Consider the following 20684-nt stretch of genomic DNA (forward strand, 5'->3'; position numbering starts at 1 on the left):
ACAATAAGTTTACCCGAAATTATTAGCGCTAACTGCTCTATTAGCAGCTGCGTAATTATTTCGGGCTTTGTTTTTTTGCTCTTGAGCGCGCCCTGGAGGACTTGAACCCCCGACATCAGGTTTTGGAGACCTGCGTTCTACCAACTGAACTAAGAGCGCACAAGCTGTTTTTGATTCACTGATTGCGCTGAACTAAATTTCAGTTTAACGCAATATGCGATTTATATCATACCTTAATTTTGTCGGGAAAACAAGTCAGCGGCAGATGCCGCTTGCAGCTTGAGATTTCTCCCATACTTTTGAAGGACGAATCACAAAGGGCGGTCAAACCGTTGCTTGATTCGGGTTGCCTTACCTACGCGATCGCGGAGATAATATAGTTTAGCACGGCGGACTTTACCACGACGTAACACCTTAATGCTGTCAATCCGGGGAGAATGCAACAGAAATACCCGCTCAACGCCCACGCCTTGAAAAACCTTACGAACTGTAATAGTTTCGTTGATGCCGCCATTGCGCTTGGCAATCACAACTCCCTCGTAAGGTTGCACGCGGTATTTTTCGCCTTCTTTGATTTTCACTCCCACTTTTACAGTGTCGCCCACATAAATGTCGGGCAGATTCGATTTTATCTGTTCCGCTTCAATGGAGCGGATAATCTCTTGAGCGTTCATAGTCTTTCTGTCTGCTTAAAAAAAACTCACGATCATCAATGATAAATCGATAATCCTATTTCAGTCTACTTGTTAGGATTGATAATTGTACTGATACAACAGCCTAAAGATCGAAGCTATATTGCAGAATGCCGTACTACAAAGGAAAAATTTATGAAATTTAGTATCGTCATCAGTACCTATAATCGCTTGAATTTGCTGCAAAGAGCAATTGATTCGGCTCGTAACCAAACAATGGAGTGCGAGGTGGTTGTTGCTGACGATTGTTCATCTGATGACACCCAAACCTATCTCAAAAGCTTAGGGGATAAGGTTGTTTACCATCGTAACGAAGTAAACCTTGGTCATGCAGCAACGGTAAATGCTGGAGTTGCCAAAGCTAGCGGCAACTGGATTAAGTTTTTAGATGATGACGACTATTTAGCGCCCAACTGTATAGAAGAAATGGCAAAGGCGATCGCACTTCGTCCCGATGCTGTAATCTGCTCTTGTGTGGCGGCTCAGGTGGATGGCAATGAAGTTGAACTCTCTCGCACCCCCCAAGTTGGCCCTGGTTTAGCTTTTTATATCCCCCAAGCCGATATTCATTATGGGATGCTTTTAGAGCTTGTACCCTTTGGCACACCTGTACAAGTAGCTTGCCGCCGTGATGCTTTCCTGCAAAGTGGCGGTTGGGACTCCACACTCGATGCTAACTGTGATGACATCGATTCCTGGATTCGGATTGCTCAGTTTGGCGATGCTATTTTCTTCAACCAGTGTCTTGCTTACCGCACTATCTGGCCGGGTGCATATAATCAAAAGTTTTCTTTGTCTCGGCGGTTGACGACAAATATTTTGATGAAGGAGAAAATTTACGCCTTGGTAAATGAGCAACATCGCTCAAAGATTCCCGTCTTTCAGGATATAAAAAATTACCTGAAACTCCATTGGCTTTTAGTCGCACTCAAGCAAAAAAATCTCAAGAGTTTTCTTTCAATCATAGATCCATCAATACTTTCTCCTCGGTCTTGGAAATTTTTGCTAACTGCTATTTCATCACGCCGCTCTCAGGGAAACAATTCTCAGGTTCGTAAACTTGTATTGATTGAGTTTTACTATGATGTCTGGCAAAATGCCCAGAATACAAGCGCCAGTCTTCAGAATTTAGAATTAGATTCTGTGTCACTGGTGAACTTGCCTGTGAGCGCTCAGTCGAACTCTGAGCGCTAAACGAGGACATTACTACCAACTACTAGATTTGTCGCAGTGAAATTATCCAAAGTCGCCAAGGTGTAAAAAGGATAATAACCAAGGACTTTAACTTCTGTAGAAGTACCAGATTGCAAAAATTATATGTTGCCATCAGACCTGGTTATGGGTGCATGAGGTGGGAATTATCGAATTTGATTGGCAGTATGGAGTCTGTAACGTTGCCATTTTGTCACCTCACACTAAGATTATGAATTCAACTAAGAGGATGTTTGAAAAGTTTTGGGCGATTGGAAATCGCGGCTATACAAGCAAAGTCCGCCTGTGCGGAGTAACACAAAATCAAACTCTTTAACCCACGTAGGTGGGTTTTGTATTTCGACTCCGCTCAACACAAGTCTGTGTAGCCGTGACTTCTAGTCACCAACGCTAGTAATAATTTAGACTTTTAAAACACCCTCTAAAACTGACTGAAGCTTTATCATTACTGGGATTTCACACAACTATTAACAGTAATAATGAATTATTTGTTACCATTAATTACCTTCTTTAACATCAAGCAAAATGCTGTTGTTATAAAGCAGTATTTTAAAAAAGCTTTTATTCTCTGGTTTGGCTGGTGTGCTGTACTAGAGTTTGGATACTAGGTATTAAGAAATATAAAATTTGAGATAACAGATTCAGTCTTCAGAATTTTGAAGTTTTACCCCGATTTATCGAGCCGTTACTGAATAAGTCTTTAAGCTAAGTAACTGGTAATAAGCGCTCTTAATCATTAGAAAGTGGTTAATTTTACGCACTACTGACTACTTTTGAGTTGTCGCTGAAGACCTCAATAATTATGTTGATTGATTTATACTCGGTTACTTATCTTTATTTTTTATATACATCTCAAAGATTATGCGAATCGTACATATTTTGAACCACGTTCAAGAAATAGGTAACGGTATTGTGAATGTGGCTGTGGATCTGGCTTGTCTACAGGCAAAATCTGGTTATGAGGTCGCGGTTGTTTCTGCTGGTGGGGAATACGAGGCTTTACTAGATATTTGTGGTGTCAAACATTACTACTTAGACCAAAGCAGGAAACCGCTAAATACGATTAAAGCAGCTATACGTTACCGAGCGATCGCAGCTGAATTTCAGCCGGATATTGTTCATGCCCACATGATGACGGGACTAATATTAGCACGTATTTTTAAAGGAAACAAATATGCTTTAGTTTCTACAGTCCACAACGAATTTCAGCGTGCCAGCCTACTAATGGGTTTAGCTGACAGAGTAATTGCTGTCAGTAAAGCTGTGTGTGATTCTATGATTAGGCGTGGTATTCCAGAACATAAGTTGCGGGTGGTATGTAACGGCACTTTAGGCAGTCCGCGCACTCGACAAATACAAGATTATCTACCTTTACCATTACAACATCCAGCGATCGCTACTGTAGCCGGGATGTATCAACGCAAGGGAATTGCTGAGTTAATTGCTGCCTTTGAACAAATTGCCTCAGATTTTCCCCAAGCTCATCTTTATTTGGTAGGAAACGGCCCCGATAAACAGCTATTTGAGGCACAGGCACAAGCAACTTCTGTAAAAGAACGCATTCATTTTGAAGGCTTTCAACCGGAACCTCAACGCTATCTGATATCTTGTGACATATTTGTGCTGGCTTCCCACCGTGATCCTTGCCCTCTGGTACTTTCGGAAGCTAGAGAAACTGGAACTGCGATCGTCGGGACTCAGGTAGACGGGATTCCTGAAGCTTTAGACAACGGGCGAGCAGGTCTTTTAGTGCCAGCAAAAGATAGTCATGCTTTGGCTGGGGTTTTAGTGCAATTACTGAGTAATGCCGAGATGCTGCAAGAGTGGAAACAGCGGGCAAAGAAAAACCTAGAAAGGCTGAGTGTTGCCCGCGTCCATCAGGAAACAATGACAGTGTATCGTGAGTTAATTACAGAATGAGAGCATGGGACACAAGAGGCAGAGGGGCAGAAGGGAAAAACTTACTGCAACTTCTCCCCTGCTCCCCTGCTTCTTCCCCAATCCCCTTAACAGAGCGATCGCTTTAATTTTAAAGCTACGCCTAAAGCGCCAAAAACCAGTACACCCAAAACGTTAGTTGATTCAGGAACAGCCGTGTAATAAGCAGCTACCCTGATCGGACCATCTTTATCTTCTTGATCTGCTGGAATTGGTGGAATGATTCCAGCACCTGGCGCTAGATTAGGCTTGGTAGCGAATGGATTGTAAAATAGGCTTCCATTAGGGATTACGCCACCACTAAAAGTGACAGTACTACCCTTGATGGTAATGTCTTTAAAAATATCCTTTAGATCGGGGTTAACAGAGGAACCAATCTTCCCATCTCCATTAACATCTCCCCACTCCACTTTTTCATTATCAAATGGTGGAGTAGATTTTGGATTACTATAGGACAGCGTTTTTAAATCAAAGACCAAGCTATTTATATCGTACCCGGTAGCATTTATAAAGTTATTAGCTACATCTGGAACACCATATTCTATTACTTGTCCTGGTAAAAACCCTGTAAGAGTTCTTGGTTTTTTTGCATCAAGTACATCTTGATTTTTAGTCGTCACAATGGGTTCTACAAAGATGACGGCTTTTGCTGGTGTCCAAGACAAAAAACTAATTCCTGCTGCTCCTAGAACAGACAAGGCTATTTTTGTGGCAATTCTAGTCATATTTGTGTCCTTCTGATATTTATTAACAGAATGCTATACCGTGTGAGTTAAATCAAACAGCAAAAACTCACTTTTCAACCGCATCTACCTGCTAGATAAATAATGGTTAATGTGTGCTTGCTCACTGAGTTGATATCTACTCATAGGTTGATTTATAAAGCAATTCTTGTAATGCTTTATCATGATAACTAGTAATTTCACGCAATCTTTATAATAAATCCAAATTAGAACTTATACATTGACACATTAGGCAATATGTGTTGCATAAGTAATTATCCTGACTCCTCATGAACTGTGGTTCATTGCTGTCTTAACGGGACGCCACGTAGTAGGCTTGAGATGAAATGGTTATAAGATTTAGAGACTATGGCAAACGGCTTTCTGATTTTGAGCAAGAAATTTTAGTACGTTGTCCCCAATGCAATCGCATTGCCAAGGTATTGACTGTAAACTCTGAGCAATCAAGTCTCAGTTCCATCAAAAGAATTACCTGTCAGCACTGTAGCTATACAAAACAACAGTCAAATGCTGCTAAACGAAAACCTGCACTGCTATTGTGGCAAAACAATTACAGGCATAAACGAAATTCTAGCTATGGAATATTAGACCATTTTTTTGGCTTACCCCTGTGGCTACAAATCTCTTGTTGCGGTCAGATGCTATGGGCATATAATGAAGCTCATTTGAACTTCCTGGAAAGCTATGTTCGATCGAGGTTGCGAGAACACTTGCCAGATGAGTCATTAGGCTGGCACAATGGCAGTCTTGCCAGTCGCCTACCCCGATGGATCAAGCTGACGCAGCATCGGGAAAAAGTTTTACAGAAAATTCAACAGTTAAAGCACAGGTTGTAATTAAGGCTTTAATCTTGTTGATGAGCAAATTTATAACCGCCCCAGAGAGAAAGAGCGATCGCAACCACCAACAAAATCGGTATACTGTACCAAGGAAACTGAGACAAGGGTAGATGTGCAACTGCACGCAATCCAATGCTGGTGTAGGTTAGTGGCAAAAGGTAAACTACAACTTTGAGAGCAAATGGTAGTGTCGCAGGGTCAAAGAAAGTCGCTCCTAAGAAGGACATGGGGATAATGATAAAATTATTGTAGAGTCCGACTGATTCGAGCGATCGCACACTCAACCCTATAATCACCCCTAATCCAGCAAATACCGAACAATTCAGCGCCACCAAAAGTAAAAATAGTGGATTGAGAAAATTCCAGTTTCCTGTTAACAGCAGCGCTACCAAAATCACGGAACCGGAAGTCATCAAACCCCGCACGACTCCCGCCAGCATTTTACCGATGTACAAAGCTAAGGGGTTTATGGGAGTCAACAACAATTCCTCAAAGGTTTTGGTAAATAGTCTGTCTCCACAAATTGAAAATGTCGTTCCAGCAAAGCTAACCGTCATCGATGACAGCGCCACCATTCCCGGTAAGATAAATTCCAAATAGTTGTTATAGTTGCCACTAATTCCTGAACCGGGTTTGATGGAACTACCCAAACCCAAGCCAAAAGCTAAAATATATATCAGTGGCGATATTAAGCCTGATGCCGCAACAGGTAAAATTCTCGCGCGTAAATCTAACCAATCTCCCCAAAAAATAGTCAGACTATCAGCCAGAAAGATTTGAAGTTGCGAAGTTTTGAACCTCTTGCCCGAAGATAGCGCTTTTTGAAATGTCACGTGCTTTCAATTAGTTATTAAAATTTCATTAAGTGTTAATTTACATCGTTTTACACCTCAATTACTAGGGGTAACAAAAATATCTCATTCTCAAAATTGGAAATTAACAGCACAAGTTAGATAGTTTAAGGATTCTGACTAAATTAATTGTGAAAACTCAATTACTTATATCTGATAACAATTCAACCTATGGTATAATTAACAAAATAAATTCATACAGTTACTTAATCAAGTCAAGTAGTGCAAAGGTGATAAATAATAACAATTAGTTAATGAGCAAAGAAAGGAAAATACTCACTAATTATTCCAGATGGAAACAATCAGCGACTAGTACGGCTTTGCATAAATTCAGCTATCATTTCAATTAGCTCGACAAGTTGCTTGACTAACTTGTATAAGGTAGGCAAACTTTCGCCACAGTGTACGATATTGAAATTCTGCCCAAAAATCTAGATAAACTCGTATTTTTGTCATTTAATAAGAAGATCGCAGAGAAAGTTACAGGCAATTACAGTCAAGAATAGGCATACTGAAAGAGGGAGAAAAAACTTGAGACCACTCCCTCCCAAATCGGCGTGAAGGTGATTAAGCAACAATGAAACGTAAATCTACTGGTAGATCGGCTACTACTCCTAAACCCTCTATTTTCCAATCCCCTCTATTTAACTTCACCACCATCGCAATTATGGGAGGGGTGTTGATTTTGGGAATTGGGATTGGTATTGCTTTTAGTTCTACAACCACGTTAGCCCCATCAAATGTGGCTTCTCGTGAATTCATTGACACCAAAGCACCAAACCCTGAAATTTGTGTGCAATACGGAGCCAGCGCGATGGTGATGGACGCGAGACTATTCGTCACTCTCAACCCCTTTAATGTCTATGTTGCCCAGCCGAGTATGCGTCCTGGATGCGTGATCCGACAAAATAACTGGGCGCTTTTAGAGCAACGTAAGCTAGTGACATCTGAGCAGGTAAATGAGTGCAAAAATCGCCTGAACACCTTTGGTTTCACAGGTAACTTGGACAGTGGACAACCTGATATTAGATGTATATATCAGAATGAAGCTGCTCAAAACTTCTTCACCGCTCAACCAGGAGCAGTTGGAACACCTCAAGAAACGGACAGATTTTAGATTTGGGCATTGGGGTTAGGGAAGAGGTGATAGGGAATAATCTGTACCGTCTTACCTGTACCCTATTCCCTTATTCAGTGCCCAATCCTCAGTGCCTTCATCTAGATCATTCGTATTCTTCACGTATAATTGTCAAACCTAAAGCTTTGTAGGCACTCAGCATATTATTAGATACTGTTGGTGCAGTTACTAGGTAAGTCAGGGCATGAATAGACTCCACTAGATAAGGAGCAGCCGTGTCTAATTTTTCTGCTGTCACTAATCCCACTACCTCAGCCGATCCAGCAATCATGGCTCGTTTTACGTGGGCTTCGTCTAGGTTCGGTACACTAATCCCAACTTCTGGATGCAAACTGCAAACTCCCAACATACACAAATCTGCACGAATCATCCGTAATGTCTCAATGGTGACAGTACCCACGTTCACCAAGGCTTTTTTGTAGAGTTGTCCGCCTAACATCACAACCTCTATGTGGGGATGTTCTGCTAATGCAACGGCGATTGGCGGACTATTTGTGATCACTGTTGCGTGCAAATCTAGGGGTAAATGACGGGTTACTTGGAGAGTTGTTGTACCTCCATCTAAAATTACCACTTGTCCTGTACAAACTAATTTTGCTGCTGTTCGAGCGATCGCTTCCTTTTCTTTTGGCGCTTGCTTTTGGCGATCGGCATAACTGGCGGTGGCTGGAGATTTGAGGAGCGCTCCCCCATGAACGCGTTGCAATAGTCCCGTTTCTGCCAGTTCTCGCAAATCCCGGCGAATCGTATCCTCAGAAACTTTCAAAACAGCACTAAGTTCTGTCGAAAGTACCTTTTTATCACGACGCAGAATTTCTAAGATGAATTGTCGTCGTTCAGCAGTTAGCATAATTAATTTTCCTGAAATTGCGTTTTTGGGCTTGAAGTTGCGTGTTTGTGAGTTTATACTTATTGATATGCAAGTTTTTGTACGGTAATCCGTAACTTCAATTGAATTCAAGCACATTCATGCATAATTGAATTTATTGATTTTGGCATTTGATCAAATCACACAGTTCCACAACGGTTCCGAGTGGTTAACTTGAACTTGGATAATTGTTGCCCAATCTGGGTTTTAACAATTTTTTTGTAGTGCGATCGCGCCTTTTGCTTGTTCACATTGTTTTTTATTCAATCAATAAACCATGACTATTATTAATACCCAATTTCCGATCGATCTCAGTGCTTACAAACCTTTAGCGCTCAATCCAGCAAATTCGAGCCTCACAGCTGAACAGCGAGAGAGTCTAAAAGCGAATATTCAACTCTGCCGGGATGCGATCGTCTTTTTTACAGCGACTGGCGCTGCTAGCGGAGTCGGCGGTCATACTGGCGGGCCATACGATACAGTCCCAGAGGTAATGATTCTTGATGCCTTTTTCCGGGGAGCATCGGAGCAATTTGTACCGATTTTCTTTGATGAAGCAGGACATCGAGTCGCCACCCAATATCTGATGGCAACATTGCATGGTGATTTACCTGCCGAGCAACTTTTACGTTATCGGCAAGCACATTCCAATTTACCGGGACACCCCGAACTAAAACTAACTCCTGGTGTGAAATTTAGTTCTGGGCGCTTGGGCCATATTTGGCCTTACATCAATGGTGTGGCAATGGCGAATCCAGGCAAGGCAGTTTTCTGTCTCGGTTCTGATGGTTCGCAGCAAGAAGGCAATGATGCTGAAGCTGCTCGCTTGGCTGTTGCTCAACATCTCAACGTCAAGCTAATTATTGATGACAATGATGTAACGATCGCTGGACATCCTTCTAAATATTTACCAGGTTTCAGTGTCGCCAAAACCTTAGAAGGCCACGGTTTGAAAGTACTTCAAGGAGACGGGGAAGACTTAGACGATTTATACCGTCGTATTTGCGAAGCTGTGAATACTCCCGGAGCGATCGCTATTATCAATAAACGCCCGATGTGTCCTGGTATTGAAGGTTTAGAAGGTTCCATTCATGGTCATGATGTAATTCCTGTAGATTTAGCAGTTAAGTATCTAGAATCTCGCGGACAAACTGCGGCGCTCGAATACCTGAAAAGTATTGAAAAACCCAAACAAACATATACATTTCTGGGTTCCAGTGACAAATGGGGCGCTAACCGTACTGTGTTTGGTGAAGCTGTAGTGGGTGTCCTCAGTCGCATGAGTGAAGCGGAGCGTAAAGAAAAAGTTAAGGTCATTGATAGCGACCTAGAAGGCTCCTGCGGTTTGAAGAAAATTCATGAAACATACCCAGAAATATTTATTTCCTCCGGCATCATGGAACGGAGCAACTTCTCTGCTGCGGCTGGATTCGGGATGGACGAGGGCAAGCAAGGTATTTTTGCCACCTTCAGCGCCTTTTTAGAAATGTGTATCTCAGAAATCACGATGGCACGGCTGAACTATTCCAATGTTCTGTGTCATTTTTCCCATGCGGGTATAGATGACATGGCAGATAACAGCTGCCACTTTGGTATAAATAATATGTTTGCCGACAATGGCTTGGATGATGGCTACCCAACACAGTTGTACTTCCCGGCAGATAATAATCAAATGACAGCTTGTGTAGAAGCTGTATTCCATGAGCCTGGACTGCGGTTTATTTTCTCCACCCGTTCCAAAGTGCCCAACATTAAGGACAGCAACGGCAATGACTTCTTTGGAAATGGCTACAAATTTGTTCCTGGTAAAGATGAGGTTATACGAGAAGGGACGCAAGGCTACATTATCAGTTTTGGCGATGCTCTCTACCGTGCCGTTGATGCTGTAGAGCGTCTGAAACAAGAAGGACTAGACGTTGGTTTGATTAACAAAACAACTTTAAACACTATTGATGAAGAAATGATTACCAAAGTTGGTAATGCTCCTTTTGTGCTTGTAGTAGAAGCCTTCAACCGTCGCACTGGCTTAGGTAGTCGTTTCGGCTCTTGGCTACTAGAGCGGGGGTTAACTCCCAAATATGCCCATCTTGGAACTTATAAAGAAGGTTGCGGCGGTTTGTGGGAACAGTACCCATATCAAGGTATCGATCCAGTCGGCATCATCAACAAGGTGAAGGAGTTAGTTGGAAAAAGTTAATTCATTTATTAGGGGCATGGGGCATAGCAGGGGAGCAGGGGAGCAGGGGAGCAGGGGAGAAGTGGCAGTAAATTTTTCCTCTCTGCCCCTCTGCCTCTTCTCCATGCCCAATTCTCAATTTTTATTTAGTTTTTGGTAAAGGTTGACCAAACTCGATTACCTGGGGTTCGGGATCGTTGGGGATGGTTGGAACAGGAAATTCTGACATCCCGAATGGAGGAATATTATTTAAATTGCTGGGTTGATTTGGGAAAGAAGGAGGGGGAAGAATCGAAGCAGGTTGTTGAGAGGGAGAGGATGTATTTGGATTTAAAGGAGGTACGGTGACAAAAGGTTGCCCTGAGTTAGTAGTAATTGTTGAGGGCAGTTCATTGGATGGAGGCGGAGCTGTGAGTGAGGGGGATTGTGAATTAGTAGTTACAGGTAGGTTACTAGGCGGCTTTTGGAGTGTTTGAGGTTGTTTCTTGGCTGAAGGAGGGGAACTTCCTGATTTTACGGCAGTAGTTTTACCAGAAATAACCGGACGTAATACCCAGCGAGTAGAGTTTTTTCGGGAAACGGGTTGCAGTTGTACCTTTTTGGGATTAAAAACAGTCCCTGCTGCTAAATCTAGGACAATACGTGTATCGTTTGCGTTGAGTTGAGAAATGCGAATACTTTTGATTGCTCCAGAATAATTTTGTTGCGTGGTAACTTTGCCCAACTTAGTATTCGGTAAATCTACAACCAAACGAGAGGGTTGAGCTAAGTAGAAATAACGAGGGGTTGTGGCTGCTGAGAGAGTGATTTCGAGTTGTTGTGTCTTGGGAGAAAAACGCCAATTATTTAGCTTTGCCCCTGGTGTAGCAGCAGTAGTGAAAGTTTCGAGGGCGATCGCTGCATAAAAACTTAATATACTGATGCTAAATAACTGCTTGCCCCATTGGTAAAATTGCTTAGTCTTTAGTTCCCGATCCATTCTTTTTATTTGCTCCATAAAACCCATACAATGCACTTACATTGCTGTTTATTTCGCGCTTACAATCCTGTAGACGCGATGAATCGCGTCTTTACCAATCCCCCAATTCAATTAACTTTTTGAGGCACAGCAGTAAATTTCAGAGTTTGTGGAATACCATTTACGGTTAATTGACCTGTCATATTACCTTTATCCACAAGTTGCATTTGAATTGTGACTGAGTTCAGAGGATCGTTTTGGGGGCGAGGAATATTACAAAGGATTGATTTACTAACTTTTCCAGATAAATTTAATTGTTGATTTCTGAAGATGCCTGCCAGAGAGTGCTTTTCGTCAGTGTCGGCGTTAGCGTTTGCCGGTAATACAGAGGCATTTAAGTAAATACCCGACTGCTCAATGTTTAACGTCAGAGTATCCGATTTTTCACAGTTAGGCAAATTCTCCGCTAGAGTTAGACGATAGCGACCGTTAACTGGCGGAGGAGCCTTGAGTTTGTTTTCTCCGTAAACAGTGACAGTTTTAAACAACAGTAGCACTGAAATTATTGCTACTCCGTAAAAAGCTAAAGATTTGAAGTTGAAATGATTCATGTTCTCAACTCCTAAGTGTTGGCTCTTGACTGCTAACATCAGGAAGCATGGAAGCCAGATGAGCGGTAACTTGACTATAACGGCGAGCGATCAGCAGGGAAGAAGAACATTGAATGGCTAGTTGATCTGTATATCTTCCCAAGGTTTGACGCTCGATACCCCAAGTGCGGCTAGTGCCTGCAATTGTTAGGTCTACATTTTTTGAGGCTTCGACTACAGCTTGGATTGGATCTGGAGCTTGAACAATTTTGATTTCGATGCGATCGCGTACACTACTCGGTAATTGCTCCATCATCGTATTTAACTCGTAACTCAATTCATCTTTGAGGTGATTTTCGGGTACAACCTGCAAAACCTGTAATATACAAGTTTCACGGTTAATTAGCAGTCTCAGAGCTATTATTAGCGCTAAATCATCATGAATATTTGCCGAATAAGGCACTAACAAGCTTTCTAAGCGATCGCTTCCCTTGTCCACAAACACTGCAACATCAACTGGCGCAGTAGTGAGCATTTGCCCAACTCTTCCACCTAAGCGGTTGCTACTAAAAGCTGGGCGATGCCATCCCACAAGAATTAAATCAACTTGTTTGAGTGCGGCAATCTGTGCGGTTTCCCGTGCAACATTACTAGATATACGAATGATGGGATGCACGTGAGAGCGTGTTTCTACTGGTTCGAGCGTATTAATCAATTCTTCTAGCTGCTGGCGGCGCTGGGCAATTAATCGGTCTGCTTCAACTGGCGTACTTTCAAAAGCATAATCTTCTTCAAATTCAATCAGGCTCAGAGGGTTAACAACAGAGGGATATCGGGAGTTTAGCGCAATGTTTGCTGCCAACTGTACCAAGCCTTTTTGGGTACTCGGATTCGCCACGGGCACCAAAATTCGGTAGGGACGAATGTAAGTTTCGGCATCAGTAGCGCTGGTAGCTGTTTGTGCTTCTAACTCCGGTTCCACCACATCTAACCTGATCAGCTTCTTCGGATATGTCCATTCCAGGAGTGGCGAGGTCATGAAGGTAGTTACCAATGCCATAATTACCAGCATGGTAAATATTAAGGGAGAAATTACCCCTAACTCTAAACCAATGTTTAGCACTATCAGTTCGGTTAAACCGCGAGTATTCATTAACCAACCGAGTGCCGAGGCTTCCCGTTTACTAATGCCACTGACACGAGCTGCTACATAAGTACCAACATACTTACCTGCGATCGCCACAGCTAAAACCAACGCACACAAAAGCCACAATTCGGGACGGTTGAGCAAGCCAATCTGCGTTTTTAAGCCACTGTAGGCAAAAAATATGGGCAGCAAGAAAATTAAAACAAAATCTTCCGTTTTTATTGCCAACTCTCGCACTAAATCTTCATTTTTGGGCATGGCTGCTCCCAGCAAAAATGCTCCAAAAATTAAGTGAATCCCAATTAATTCGGTGATTAGCGCCGACGCAACCACGCCCATATAAATCCCAGCTAGCAGTAATTGGCTGAGTCGTCCCGCACGGAGGTAGTGTTTGGCAAGGCGTTGCAGGAACCAACGACCGACTGTCAACATCAAGCCGATGTAAACTATGCTGGCGATAATTGTGGGTACAGCACCAGCAAAGTCACCAGTTCGCGCAACTGCGATCGCAACTGCCAAGAGACACCAAGCTGTGACATCATCCACGGCTGCACAAGTTAACGCCAACGTTCCTAAACGCGTTCCTTGTAAATTGTTTTCAGTAATGATTCGCGCCAACACTGGGAAGGCAGTAATCGACATCGCCGCCCCCAAAAATAAAGCAAAGGCAGTGAATGATACACTTGCGTTGGAAACTAGGGGATAAAGTATCACCGCTAGCAATGTTCCTAGAGAAAACGGCACCAAAATGCTGACATGAGAAGTTAAAACTGCTACTTCTAATTGCCCTCCGAGATATTTGGGATTTAGTTCTAAACCAATCAGAAACATGAAAAATATTAGTCCTACCTGAGACAAAACATTCAGAAAAGGAAAAGTTTCTGGTGGAAACAAGGTAACTGCTAGATGGGGAGCAACTAAACCAAATAAAGATGGACCGAGCATAATTCCGGCAACAATTTCACCAATTACTAGTGGTTGCTTAATAGAACGGAATGCTAGACCTACTAGCCGTGAAAGTCCAATAACAATCAGCACCTCAACCAGAACGAGAATAACTATGTGCATGGTTTCCTCAAAATTAACTATCTGGTTTCCCTAAGATAATTCTTTAAAAGACTAGAAAATGTCAAGCTTGTTAAATACAACAAAGAATAATTTGTGCTTCGTTGTTATATTAATTATTGTTACGATGCAGTTGTAGCCGTTATGGGTAAGCAAGTTCGTAGTAAGGACTTTAGTCCTTAATTTTCTCAGCAGTAAAGCGCTTACTACAAACCCTCAAAACTAGCTTAATCGAGTACTAGATACTTAATTAATTTAATATTTAAATTTGCTTAAGTAGAAGATTTCTCATAGCTTGTACCGTGCAATAAAAAGGCAATCAGTGGTGATGCCATAAGAGTAGTAATGACCGCCATAATAACCATTATAGTGAATAAAATTGGGGTAATTATACCTTGTTCCAGACCAATATTAAGGATGATTAACTCCATCAAACCACGCGCATTCATCAGAGCGCCGATAGTTGCAGATTCGCGCCAATTTTCCCCCGCCAATTTTGCAGCCAACATACAAGCAACACCTTTACCGAGAATTGCGATCGCAATAATTAACAGCGTCACTCCCCACAAAATAGGTGTGTTTACCAATCCAATTTGAGTGTTTAATCCAGAGAAGACAAAAAAGATCGGTAACAAAAAAGAAGTAGTTAAAAATTCCGTATATTGGCGAATTTGTTGGGCAAATTCTCCGCGTGGTGTCACTGCTCCCAACACAAAAGCCCCGAATATTGCATAGATACCTGTAACATCGGTAAACCATGCACAAAACATCAAAATTATCAACATTAAAGTCAGGGTTTGTCTGTTCACACCTTCGCGTTTTGTCATGCGTGTGAATGCTTTCAGTAAAGGTTGACCGAGAAAAATCGCAAATAGCACATAACAAATGCCACCACCAATTGCTAATATGGCTATGCTTAAAGAATTTTTCACACTAGCCAGCACAATCGCCAGTAAACACCAAGCAACTGCATCATCTACTGATGCTGCACCTAAAGCCAAAGTACCGAAGCGAGTTTGTGCAAGACCGCGTTCGTAAAGAATACGAGCTAACATCGGAAAAGCCGTAATTGTCATCGACGCACCCAGGTATAAAGCGGCTGACCAAGGCATGACTTTTGGTTGAAAAAAATCGCCATTGTGATAAAACCAAAAAGATGCGATCGCTCCTAAAATAAAAGGAGTGATAATTCCAGCCGCAGATAGCAAACTTGCACTTTTAATATGATGTTTTAAGAGTTTGGTATTAAACTCTAAACCAATCAAAAACATATAAATTGCCAACCCGATTTGGCTGATAGCATATAAAATAGACATCGATGGATTGGGTATCTTGAGTCCAACAGCAGTGATGATAGGAAGCTTAGGAAATAGCCATTGCTGAAAATCTGGTGCAATCAATCCTAAAAGTGATGGCCCTAGCATTACACCTGCGATCATTTCGCAAACAACATCGGTTTGACCAAGATAGCGGCGTCCTATAATCGTGACAATGCGACAAGTTACTAAAATAACTGTGAGTTGCAGAAATAGTTGAATAACCAGATCAAAATTTGACATTGCACTTCCTTAATTTACGTCTCTGCATTGAAGAATCTCTCCAGACTCTAAAGTTTGTCCTGTTTTACTCATATATGACTACTACATCAGCACAAATGCCCGTTTTGTAAACATAAGATAGCTGTTTGCAATTTGATGAGATACAACAAGCAGTGCGTTGCTTTGGTTTCCAAAGTAATCTTGTTCTTAAGAACGCACACAACTGTACGTCAATACAACATATTGCATCCAAACTCAAACCGCCATATATGATTTTTATGATTTGTTAATTTGCGATTTATAGCTCAATACGCTTGGGTTAAGAAAAATTGTAGGTTGGGTAAAGCAAAGCGCAACCCAACAAAGCTATGAAAATGTTGGGTTTCGTTCCTAAACCCAACCTACACAACTATAATTTTTGATTAAATTAGTTTGAGAATTTGAAATTTTACAACCACTCACCGCCCCGGAAACGCCAACGAGGGAAGATAATTCGCATCAGGCTTTGGGAACTAATAAAAACTGCTAGCCACACAATGCTATAGTGCAATAAAAAAGCTCCTGGTGAAAGTTCTTCCTTCGGTAAAGGTATTGGCAATAAGCCAAATAACTTAACTCCACAAAATATAAATATTAATTCCCATATACCAGCTAAGAGTTGATAAGCTGCGGGCCAATCTCTATCCCAACGGGATTTTTGGAGATAGTCATAAAGTACATCCCAACCTAAGCCAAAGATGGCGACATAAGCAAGTATCCAAAAATAAACCGAGTTAGCACCAGGGCCAATCCAACCCATTCCAAATGGCAAAGATACAAGTACGCCGACAGTTGCCAGTAATAATAATCGAGTTTGCCAGCGACCAAATAAAGTTGGTGTCATAGGAGTGCTGAGTGCTGAGTTAGAAGTTATGAATAATATAGATAAATTAGAGTTTTTATAAATAGATTTTGAGTTGCTTCATTAAAAAGTTAGGAAAATTTTGGTGCTTTTTGCGAGGATGGCAAATACGAGAATATCGGCTACCCTCAAAGCACCAACACATCTATATTATTAGGATGGTTTTAGGTGATAATCAAATTTAGAATGGTAAGCTGCATTGGCAAAGTCCATTGTTCGCGTAGCGTCTGTCTGCGACACGCTGCGCGAACGTAGAGAAGGTATGGCATCCCAATTGATTACATCTTCTAACAAAGCTTGATAACCTAGTGTATTGGGATGGAGTCCATCTTCACTCAAGCGTTTGAGTCGCCAACTTTCACCGCGTTCCATCCATTGCTCAAAAATATCCAAATAGGGAATCTGCCTTTTGCTGCAAGCAATTCGAGTTGCTTCTTTGTAGCGGTACTGGTCGGCACGATTATAGTAAAAACAATCTAAAAATGGCATTTTGGCTTCATCCACTGGCACCATGCCCACGAATAACACAGGACAGAGTTGCTGTGCTAAATCTAGCAGAGACGCAATTTCCTTTTCAAACAATGTAAAATCTGTGTAACTTTTACCATCAGGACGCGCCAACCGGGCTGAGTCATTCACGCCTACGGATAAAATAATCAAATCAGGAACACGATTTCGCAGTTCACCCCGGTGGCGAAATTCAACTTCCAGTCTTTGGGCTACTTGTTGCGTGCGATCGCCTCTTACCCCTAAATTATAAAGAATATGACCGGCACTATCCGGCAACATCCACCATCGCCGTAGTTGCTCAATCCAGCCTCCTTTTTCCGGGTCGCCGAATCCATAAATTAAGCTGTCCCCCAGTGCGACAATCTTCATAGGCTGAAAGTGATTTGGTGGTACAGACAGCTGCATTGAGGAAGAAGCGAGAAATGTGTGCATTTAACAACTATATTTTATATCTTTACAAGATTCTATACATTTCTATACCATAGATGGCTATCTTTAGTGTTCAAGCATTGATGGAGTTTTTACTTGTTGATATAGTTGTAAGGTTAATATTGCCGCAGTTGAGCCTCTGTACGATGGGCTACCGCACTTTAACAATCAGCATGAAAATTGAACCGCTGAGGCGCAAAGGACGCTGAAGAAGAGAAAAGAGGGAGATTCCCTCAAAATTTTCGCCTTTATGTCATAAATTCAAATGGGCGAAAATTTGATTTTTGAGATGTCGGGAATTCTGCTGGGCAATTCCACGGACATGATATACAGCAGAATTCATGAGTCAGAATTCAGAATGGGCTACGCCCCGCTGCGCTAACAGAAGTAAAACAAGCTTTGTACCTGGCTTTGAGACTAGCTTGTGTACTTCATAAATTTGAAATGCGCTGTCAGTCCTCATCTACAAACGGATAAGTAGTGCAGGTACATCAATCGCTAAAAGTAAACACTCACTTACCAATTGGTTTGTCAAAAAAGTTGACACAAGTAATCAATTTGTAATATACTATAATACAAAAGTAATGAGTTAGATTAAAAAGACTTCCTCGCCACTACAGTGGAAATACAATTACCATTTGTATGCAATTAGTTGATATTACGAGAAAAATTTTTCCAAACTTCCTATTTAACACAAAATAACTTAATTAACGCTGCATAACCGATAAATATGGTTTTTGACTATTTTAGAAGCAACGAAGGCACTCCTACAAATAATACTCGGCAAAGCTTAATTGCTTGCGGTTGGCGACCGTTTAATCGAGAGTTAGACTGGGAATTTTTATGGCAACTGTTGTACAGTGACTCCCGCGAATTAAGTCAAAAAAGTTTGAATTTAGCGAGTAATGTTGCTGATGTTTTAGGACGAAATAATTATGCTTGGTGGGCTAATTTATTAAGTGTCGTATCTGATAATACCCGTTACGAAGTTGAAAAGTTTTGGAATTACATCACACCAGATCCTCAATCACCAGATCATCGCTACAAAGATGTTTTGAGTACGGAAACACCTATTGTCCAATTTGTTAGTCGTAGTAATATTCCTATTGATTATGTTCTGAATCGATTGCAAGAAATTACTGTAATGCGAGTTTTAGGTGTATTGGGTAATCCTGATATTATTACTCAGTATTACTCAGAAAGAGATTTTTACTTTCCTATAGATAAATTCGTTAGCTGGGAACGCTTAGACGTTATTAATACTGTTTATGCTTACTGGTCTAAGTATGACATTTGGTTGCAAATTGATCCCTACGATCGCGGGCGACGACAATATACTTTAATGGCACAAAATCTCGCGCCACTAATTAACAAAGCAACTTACGACTTAGCAGTGATGCTGAGTGGATATCAAAGTCGGGTAGGCAAAGTTCATAGTCAATTTAACATTCGGACATTTCCCGCAGATATCCAAAACTTTACTGATTCTGTACAGCAAGCGATTATGAATCAAAACCAGTTAGCGGTTGTTGTACATGGACAACCAGGTACTGGCAAAACAGTCTGGACACAGGCAGTAGCAAAAGAAATTCTTGTACCTCTAGGGTATGTAATTTTTATTTTAGATCATGATGCGATCGCTAATTTTGTCCCCCCGACTTACATAGAGCGTATTTGTATCGTTATTAACGAAGCTGATAATCTAGCGCAAAATCGTGCTTCGGAGGTAGCGCAATACAATAACAAAACCGAACACATTTTGAGCTTGCTGGATGGCACTTTGTATCAGAGTGTAATTGATGACTCTGGTATTCAGATGCAGCAACGGTTAGTTATCTTGATGACTTGTAACACTACTGAAAGGTTAGATCCAGCCATGTTACGTAAGGGTAGGGTAGATTTAATATACGAGTTTACACAACTATTTGTTTGAAATCTACTGTCACCACAGTTTCACCTGTTTTTGCGATACAAGCTGATGCTGTTTGCGCCAAGCTTGAGGAGGTAAACCGTGATGTTGGCGAAACTGGCGGGAGAAATGAGACACATCCTGATAGCCCAATGCTTTCGCTATCTTCTCGACTGTCTCATTATTATTTTGGAGTAAAAAACAAGCTTCTGCCATCCGGCGTTTGACAATCCAGCAGTTTACAGTCTCTCCACTTGTCTCCTTTACTCGGTTCGTTAAGTAAGCCGATGAGTAACCAACAGCAACAGCCACATCACACAAAGTAATTCCTTCATGATAATGGGCTTCGATAAAGTCGAAAACTTCTTTTAATTGGGGAATGCAGGGAAAGATTGACTTAGAAGGAATTTTGACTTCTTTATCAGAGGCGACGGCAACACCGGCAGCGATCGCTGTAGTATTATCTGTAAATGCTGATGATTTTGGAGCTTTCTCAAATTTCATTGCATACCAGTACTGGAAATTCGCTTGCTTTTCCCAGCGAATAGCGATCGCTCTGAGCAATTCATCTAATGTCGAAGGTTTGGTAAGATAATCATCTGCTCCCAATTCCATAGCTTTGCGAACATCTGCTTTAGTACTACTGCCAGTCAGAAAAATGAAAGGAATAATTGCTGTCAGAGGATCTTGGCGTAGTGTATTTAAAACACTATAACCATCCATATCAGGCATCGTGATATCGCAAATCACTAAGTCGGGTACATCCTTTTGTGCTTGTTGAATACCAACACGACCATTTTTAGCGCCTATCATATCAAAACCTTTAGCCTCAAGACCCTTTAAATAAAGATTGCGGGTAACGCTATCATCTTCAATGACGAGAATTTTCTTTGACGATTCGTACATGATTTTCTATTACTATAAATGTGAAACAAGCTACTTACTAGACTCTTTGGTGAATATCTAAATAGGAATGAAATTTAGTTAATATCAAGTTCGGGTGATTACTTATAATAAAACTTATCAATGTAGGTTGGGTTGTAACAAGATCCCCGTAGGGTACGGCAGTTAAACCCAACATGAACAAGGATCAAGCGTTGGGTTTCGTTCCTTAACCCAACCTACAGATGTTATAAGCATTTAACCGAACCTGATATAACTCGTTCCGAGAGTTATGATT

At 41.4% G+C, this 20684-nt stretch carries 17 protein-coding genes and 1 tRNA gene; 6 read left to right on the forward strand and 12 right to left on the reverse strand.

The features are described 5' to 3' along the window. Positions 1–86: 86 nt before the first annotated feature. A tRNA-Trp gene (locus tag V7K44_RS21525) sits at positions 87–159 on the reverse strand. A gap of 152 nt (positions 160–311) precedes the next feature. Then, positions 312–674, reverse strand: a complete 363-nt coding sequence (gene rplS, locus V7K44_RS21530; RefSeq protein ID WP_094348921.1) for a 50S ribosomal protein L19 — start codon at positions 672–674, stop codon at positions 312–314. 153 nt (positions 675–827) lie between these two features. Here rplS and V7K44_RS21535 point away from each other — a divergent pair, with 153 nt between their 5' ends. Next, positions 828–1886 (forward strand): glycosyltransferase family 2 protein, encoded by a 1059-nt coding sequence (locus V7K44_RS21535; protein ID WP_334934151.1) that lies wholly within the window; start codon positions 828–830, stop codon positions 1884–1886. 879 nt (positions 1887–2765) lie between these two features. Next, a complete protein-coding gene (locus V7K44_RS21540) occupies positions 2766–3824 on the forward strand; it encodes a glycosyltransferase (protein WP_334934153.1) in 1059 nt (352 codons plus the stop codon). Positions 3825–3910: 86 nt separating this feature from the next. Here the strand turns inward: V7K44_RS21540 and V7K44_RS21545 are convergent, their stop codons facing one another. After that, positions 3911–4567, reverse strand: a complete 657-nt coding sequence (locus V7K44_RS21545; RefSeq protein WP_334934155.1) for a hypothetical protein — start codon at positions 4565–4567, stop codon at positions 3911–3913. A 344-nt stretch (positions 4568–4911) separates the two neighbouring features. On the opposite strand from V7K44_RS21545, the gene V7K44_RS21550 reads away from it, so the two are divergent. After that, the gene (locus tag V7K44_RS21550; RefSeq protein WP_334934157.1) at positions 4912–5421 is read left to right on the forward strand and encodes a hypothetical protein; all 510 of its coding nucleotides are present in this window, start codon (positions 4912–4914) and stop codon (positions 5419–5421) included. Between the two features lie 8 nt (positions 5422–5429). Here V7K44_RS21550 and V7K44_RS21555 read toward each other — a convergent pair whose 3' ends face one another. Beyond that, the gene (locus V7K44_RS21555) at positions 5430–6257 is read right to left on the reverse strand and encodes an ABC transporter permease (RefSeq protein ID WP_334934159.1); all 828 of its coding nucleotides are present in this window, start codon (positions 6255–6257) and stop codon (positions 5430–5432) included. Positions 6258–6852: 595 nt separating this feature from the next. On the opposite strand from V7K44_RS21555, the gene V7K44_RS21560 reads away from it, so the two are divergent. Further along, the gene (locus V7K44_RS21560; RefSeq protein WP_334934161.1) at positions 6853–7392 is read left to right on the forward strand and encodes a DUF3172 domain-containing protein; all 540 of its coding nucleotides are present in this window, start codon (positions 6853–6855) and stop codon (positions 7390–7392) included. Positions 7393–7498: 106 nt separating this feature from the next. Here V7K44_RS21560 and V7K44_RS21565 read toward each other — a convergent pair whose 3' ends face one another. Next, positions 7499–8263 carry a DeoR/GlpR family DNA-binding transcription regulator gene (locus tag V7K44_RS21565; protein WP_094348929.1) on the reverse strand — a complete coding sequence of 255 codons (765 nt, stop codon included), beginning with the start codon at positions 8261–8263 and terminating at the stop codon, positions 7499–7501. A 295-nt stretch (positions 8264–8558) separates the two neighbouring features. Between V7K44_RS21565 and V7K44_RS21570 the strand changes: the two genes are divergently transcribed. After that, positions 8559–10478: a transketolase C-terminal domain-containing protein gene (locus tag V7K44_RS21570; protein ID WP_334934164.1), complete on the forward strand. Its 1920-nt coding sequence runs from the start codon at positions 8559–8561 to the stop codon at positions 10476–10478. 121 nt (positions 10479–10599) lie between these two features. Here V7K44_RS21570 and V7K44_RS21575 read toward each other — a convergent pair whose 3' ends face one another. The 6 genes from V7K44_RS21575 to V7K44_RS21600 form a co-directional block, all read right to left on the reverse strand. After that, complete coding sequence (locus V7K44_RS21575; RefSeq protein ID WP_334934166.1) at positions 10600–11436, reverse strand: AMIN domain-containing protein; 837 nt, start codon at positions 11434–11436, stop codon at positions 10600–10602. 107 nt (positions 11437–11543) lie between these two features. Beyond that, on the reverse strand, positions 11544–12026 hold the full coding sequence (locus tag V7K44_RS21580) for a hypothetical protein (RefSeq protein ID WP_334934169.1): 483 nt from the start codon (positions 12024–12026) through the stop codon (positions 11544–11546). Between the two features lie 4 nt (positions 12027–12030). Further along, on the reverse strand, positions 12031–14220 hold the full coding sequence (locus V7K44_RS21585) for a cation:proton antiporter (protein ID WP_334934171.1): 2190 nt from the start codon (positions 14218–14220) through the stop codon (positions 12031–12033). A 269-nt stretch (positions 14221–14489) separates the two neighbouring features. Continuing rightward, positions 14490–15776 carry a cation:proton antiporter gene (locus V7K44_RS21590; protein WP_334934174.1) on the reverse strand — a complete coding sequence of 429 codons (1287 nt, stop codon included), beginning with the start codon at positions 15774–15776 and terminating at the stop codon, positions 14490–14492. A gap of 427 nt (positions 15777–16203) precedes the next feature. Beyond that, positions 16204–16638, reverse strand: coding sequence for a hypothetical protein (locus tag V7K44_RS21595; RefSeq protein WP_334934176.1), 435 nt, complete (start codon positions 16636–16638; stop codon positions 16204–16206). A 171-nt stretch (positions 16639–16809) separates the two neighbouring features. After that, positions 16810–17598: a GDSL-type esterase/lipase family protein gene (locus V7K44_RS21600; RefSeq protein ID WP_334934179.1), complete on the reverse strand. Its 789-nt coding sequence runs from the start codon at positions 17596–17598 to the stop codon at positions 16810–16812. Positions 17599–18325: 727 nt separating this feature from the next. Here V7K44_RS21600 and V7K44_RS21605 point away from each other — a divergent pair. Beyond that, complete coding sequence (locus V7K44_RS21605) at positions 18326–19528, forward strand: AAA family ATPase (RefSeq protein WP_334934181.1); 1203 nt, start codon at positions 18326–18328, stop codon at positions 19526–19528. Between the two features lie 9 nt (positions 19529–19537). Here V7K44_RS21605 and V7K44_RS21610 read toward each other — a convergent pair whose 3' ends face one another. Further along, complete coding sequence (locus V7K44_RS21610) at positions 19538–20410, reverse strand: response regulator transcription factor (protein WP_334934183.1); 873 nt, start codon at positions 20408–20410, stop codon at positions 19538–19540. Positions 20411–20684: the final 274 nt, after the last annotated feature.

The organism is Nostoc sp., from assembly GCF_036917235.1.
Taxonomy (GTDB): Bacteria; Cyanobacteriota; Cyanobacteriia; order Cyanobacteriales; family Nostocaceae; genus Nostoc.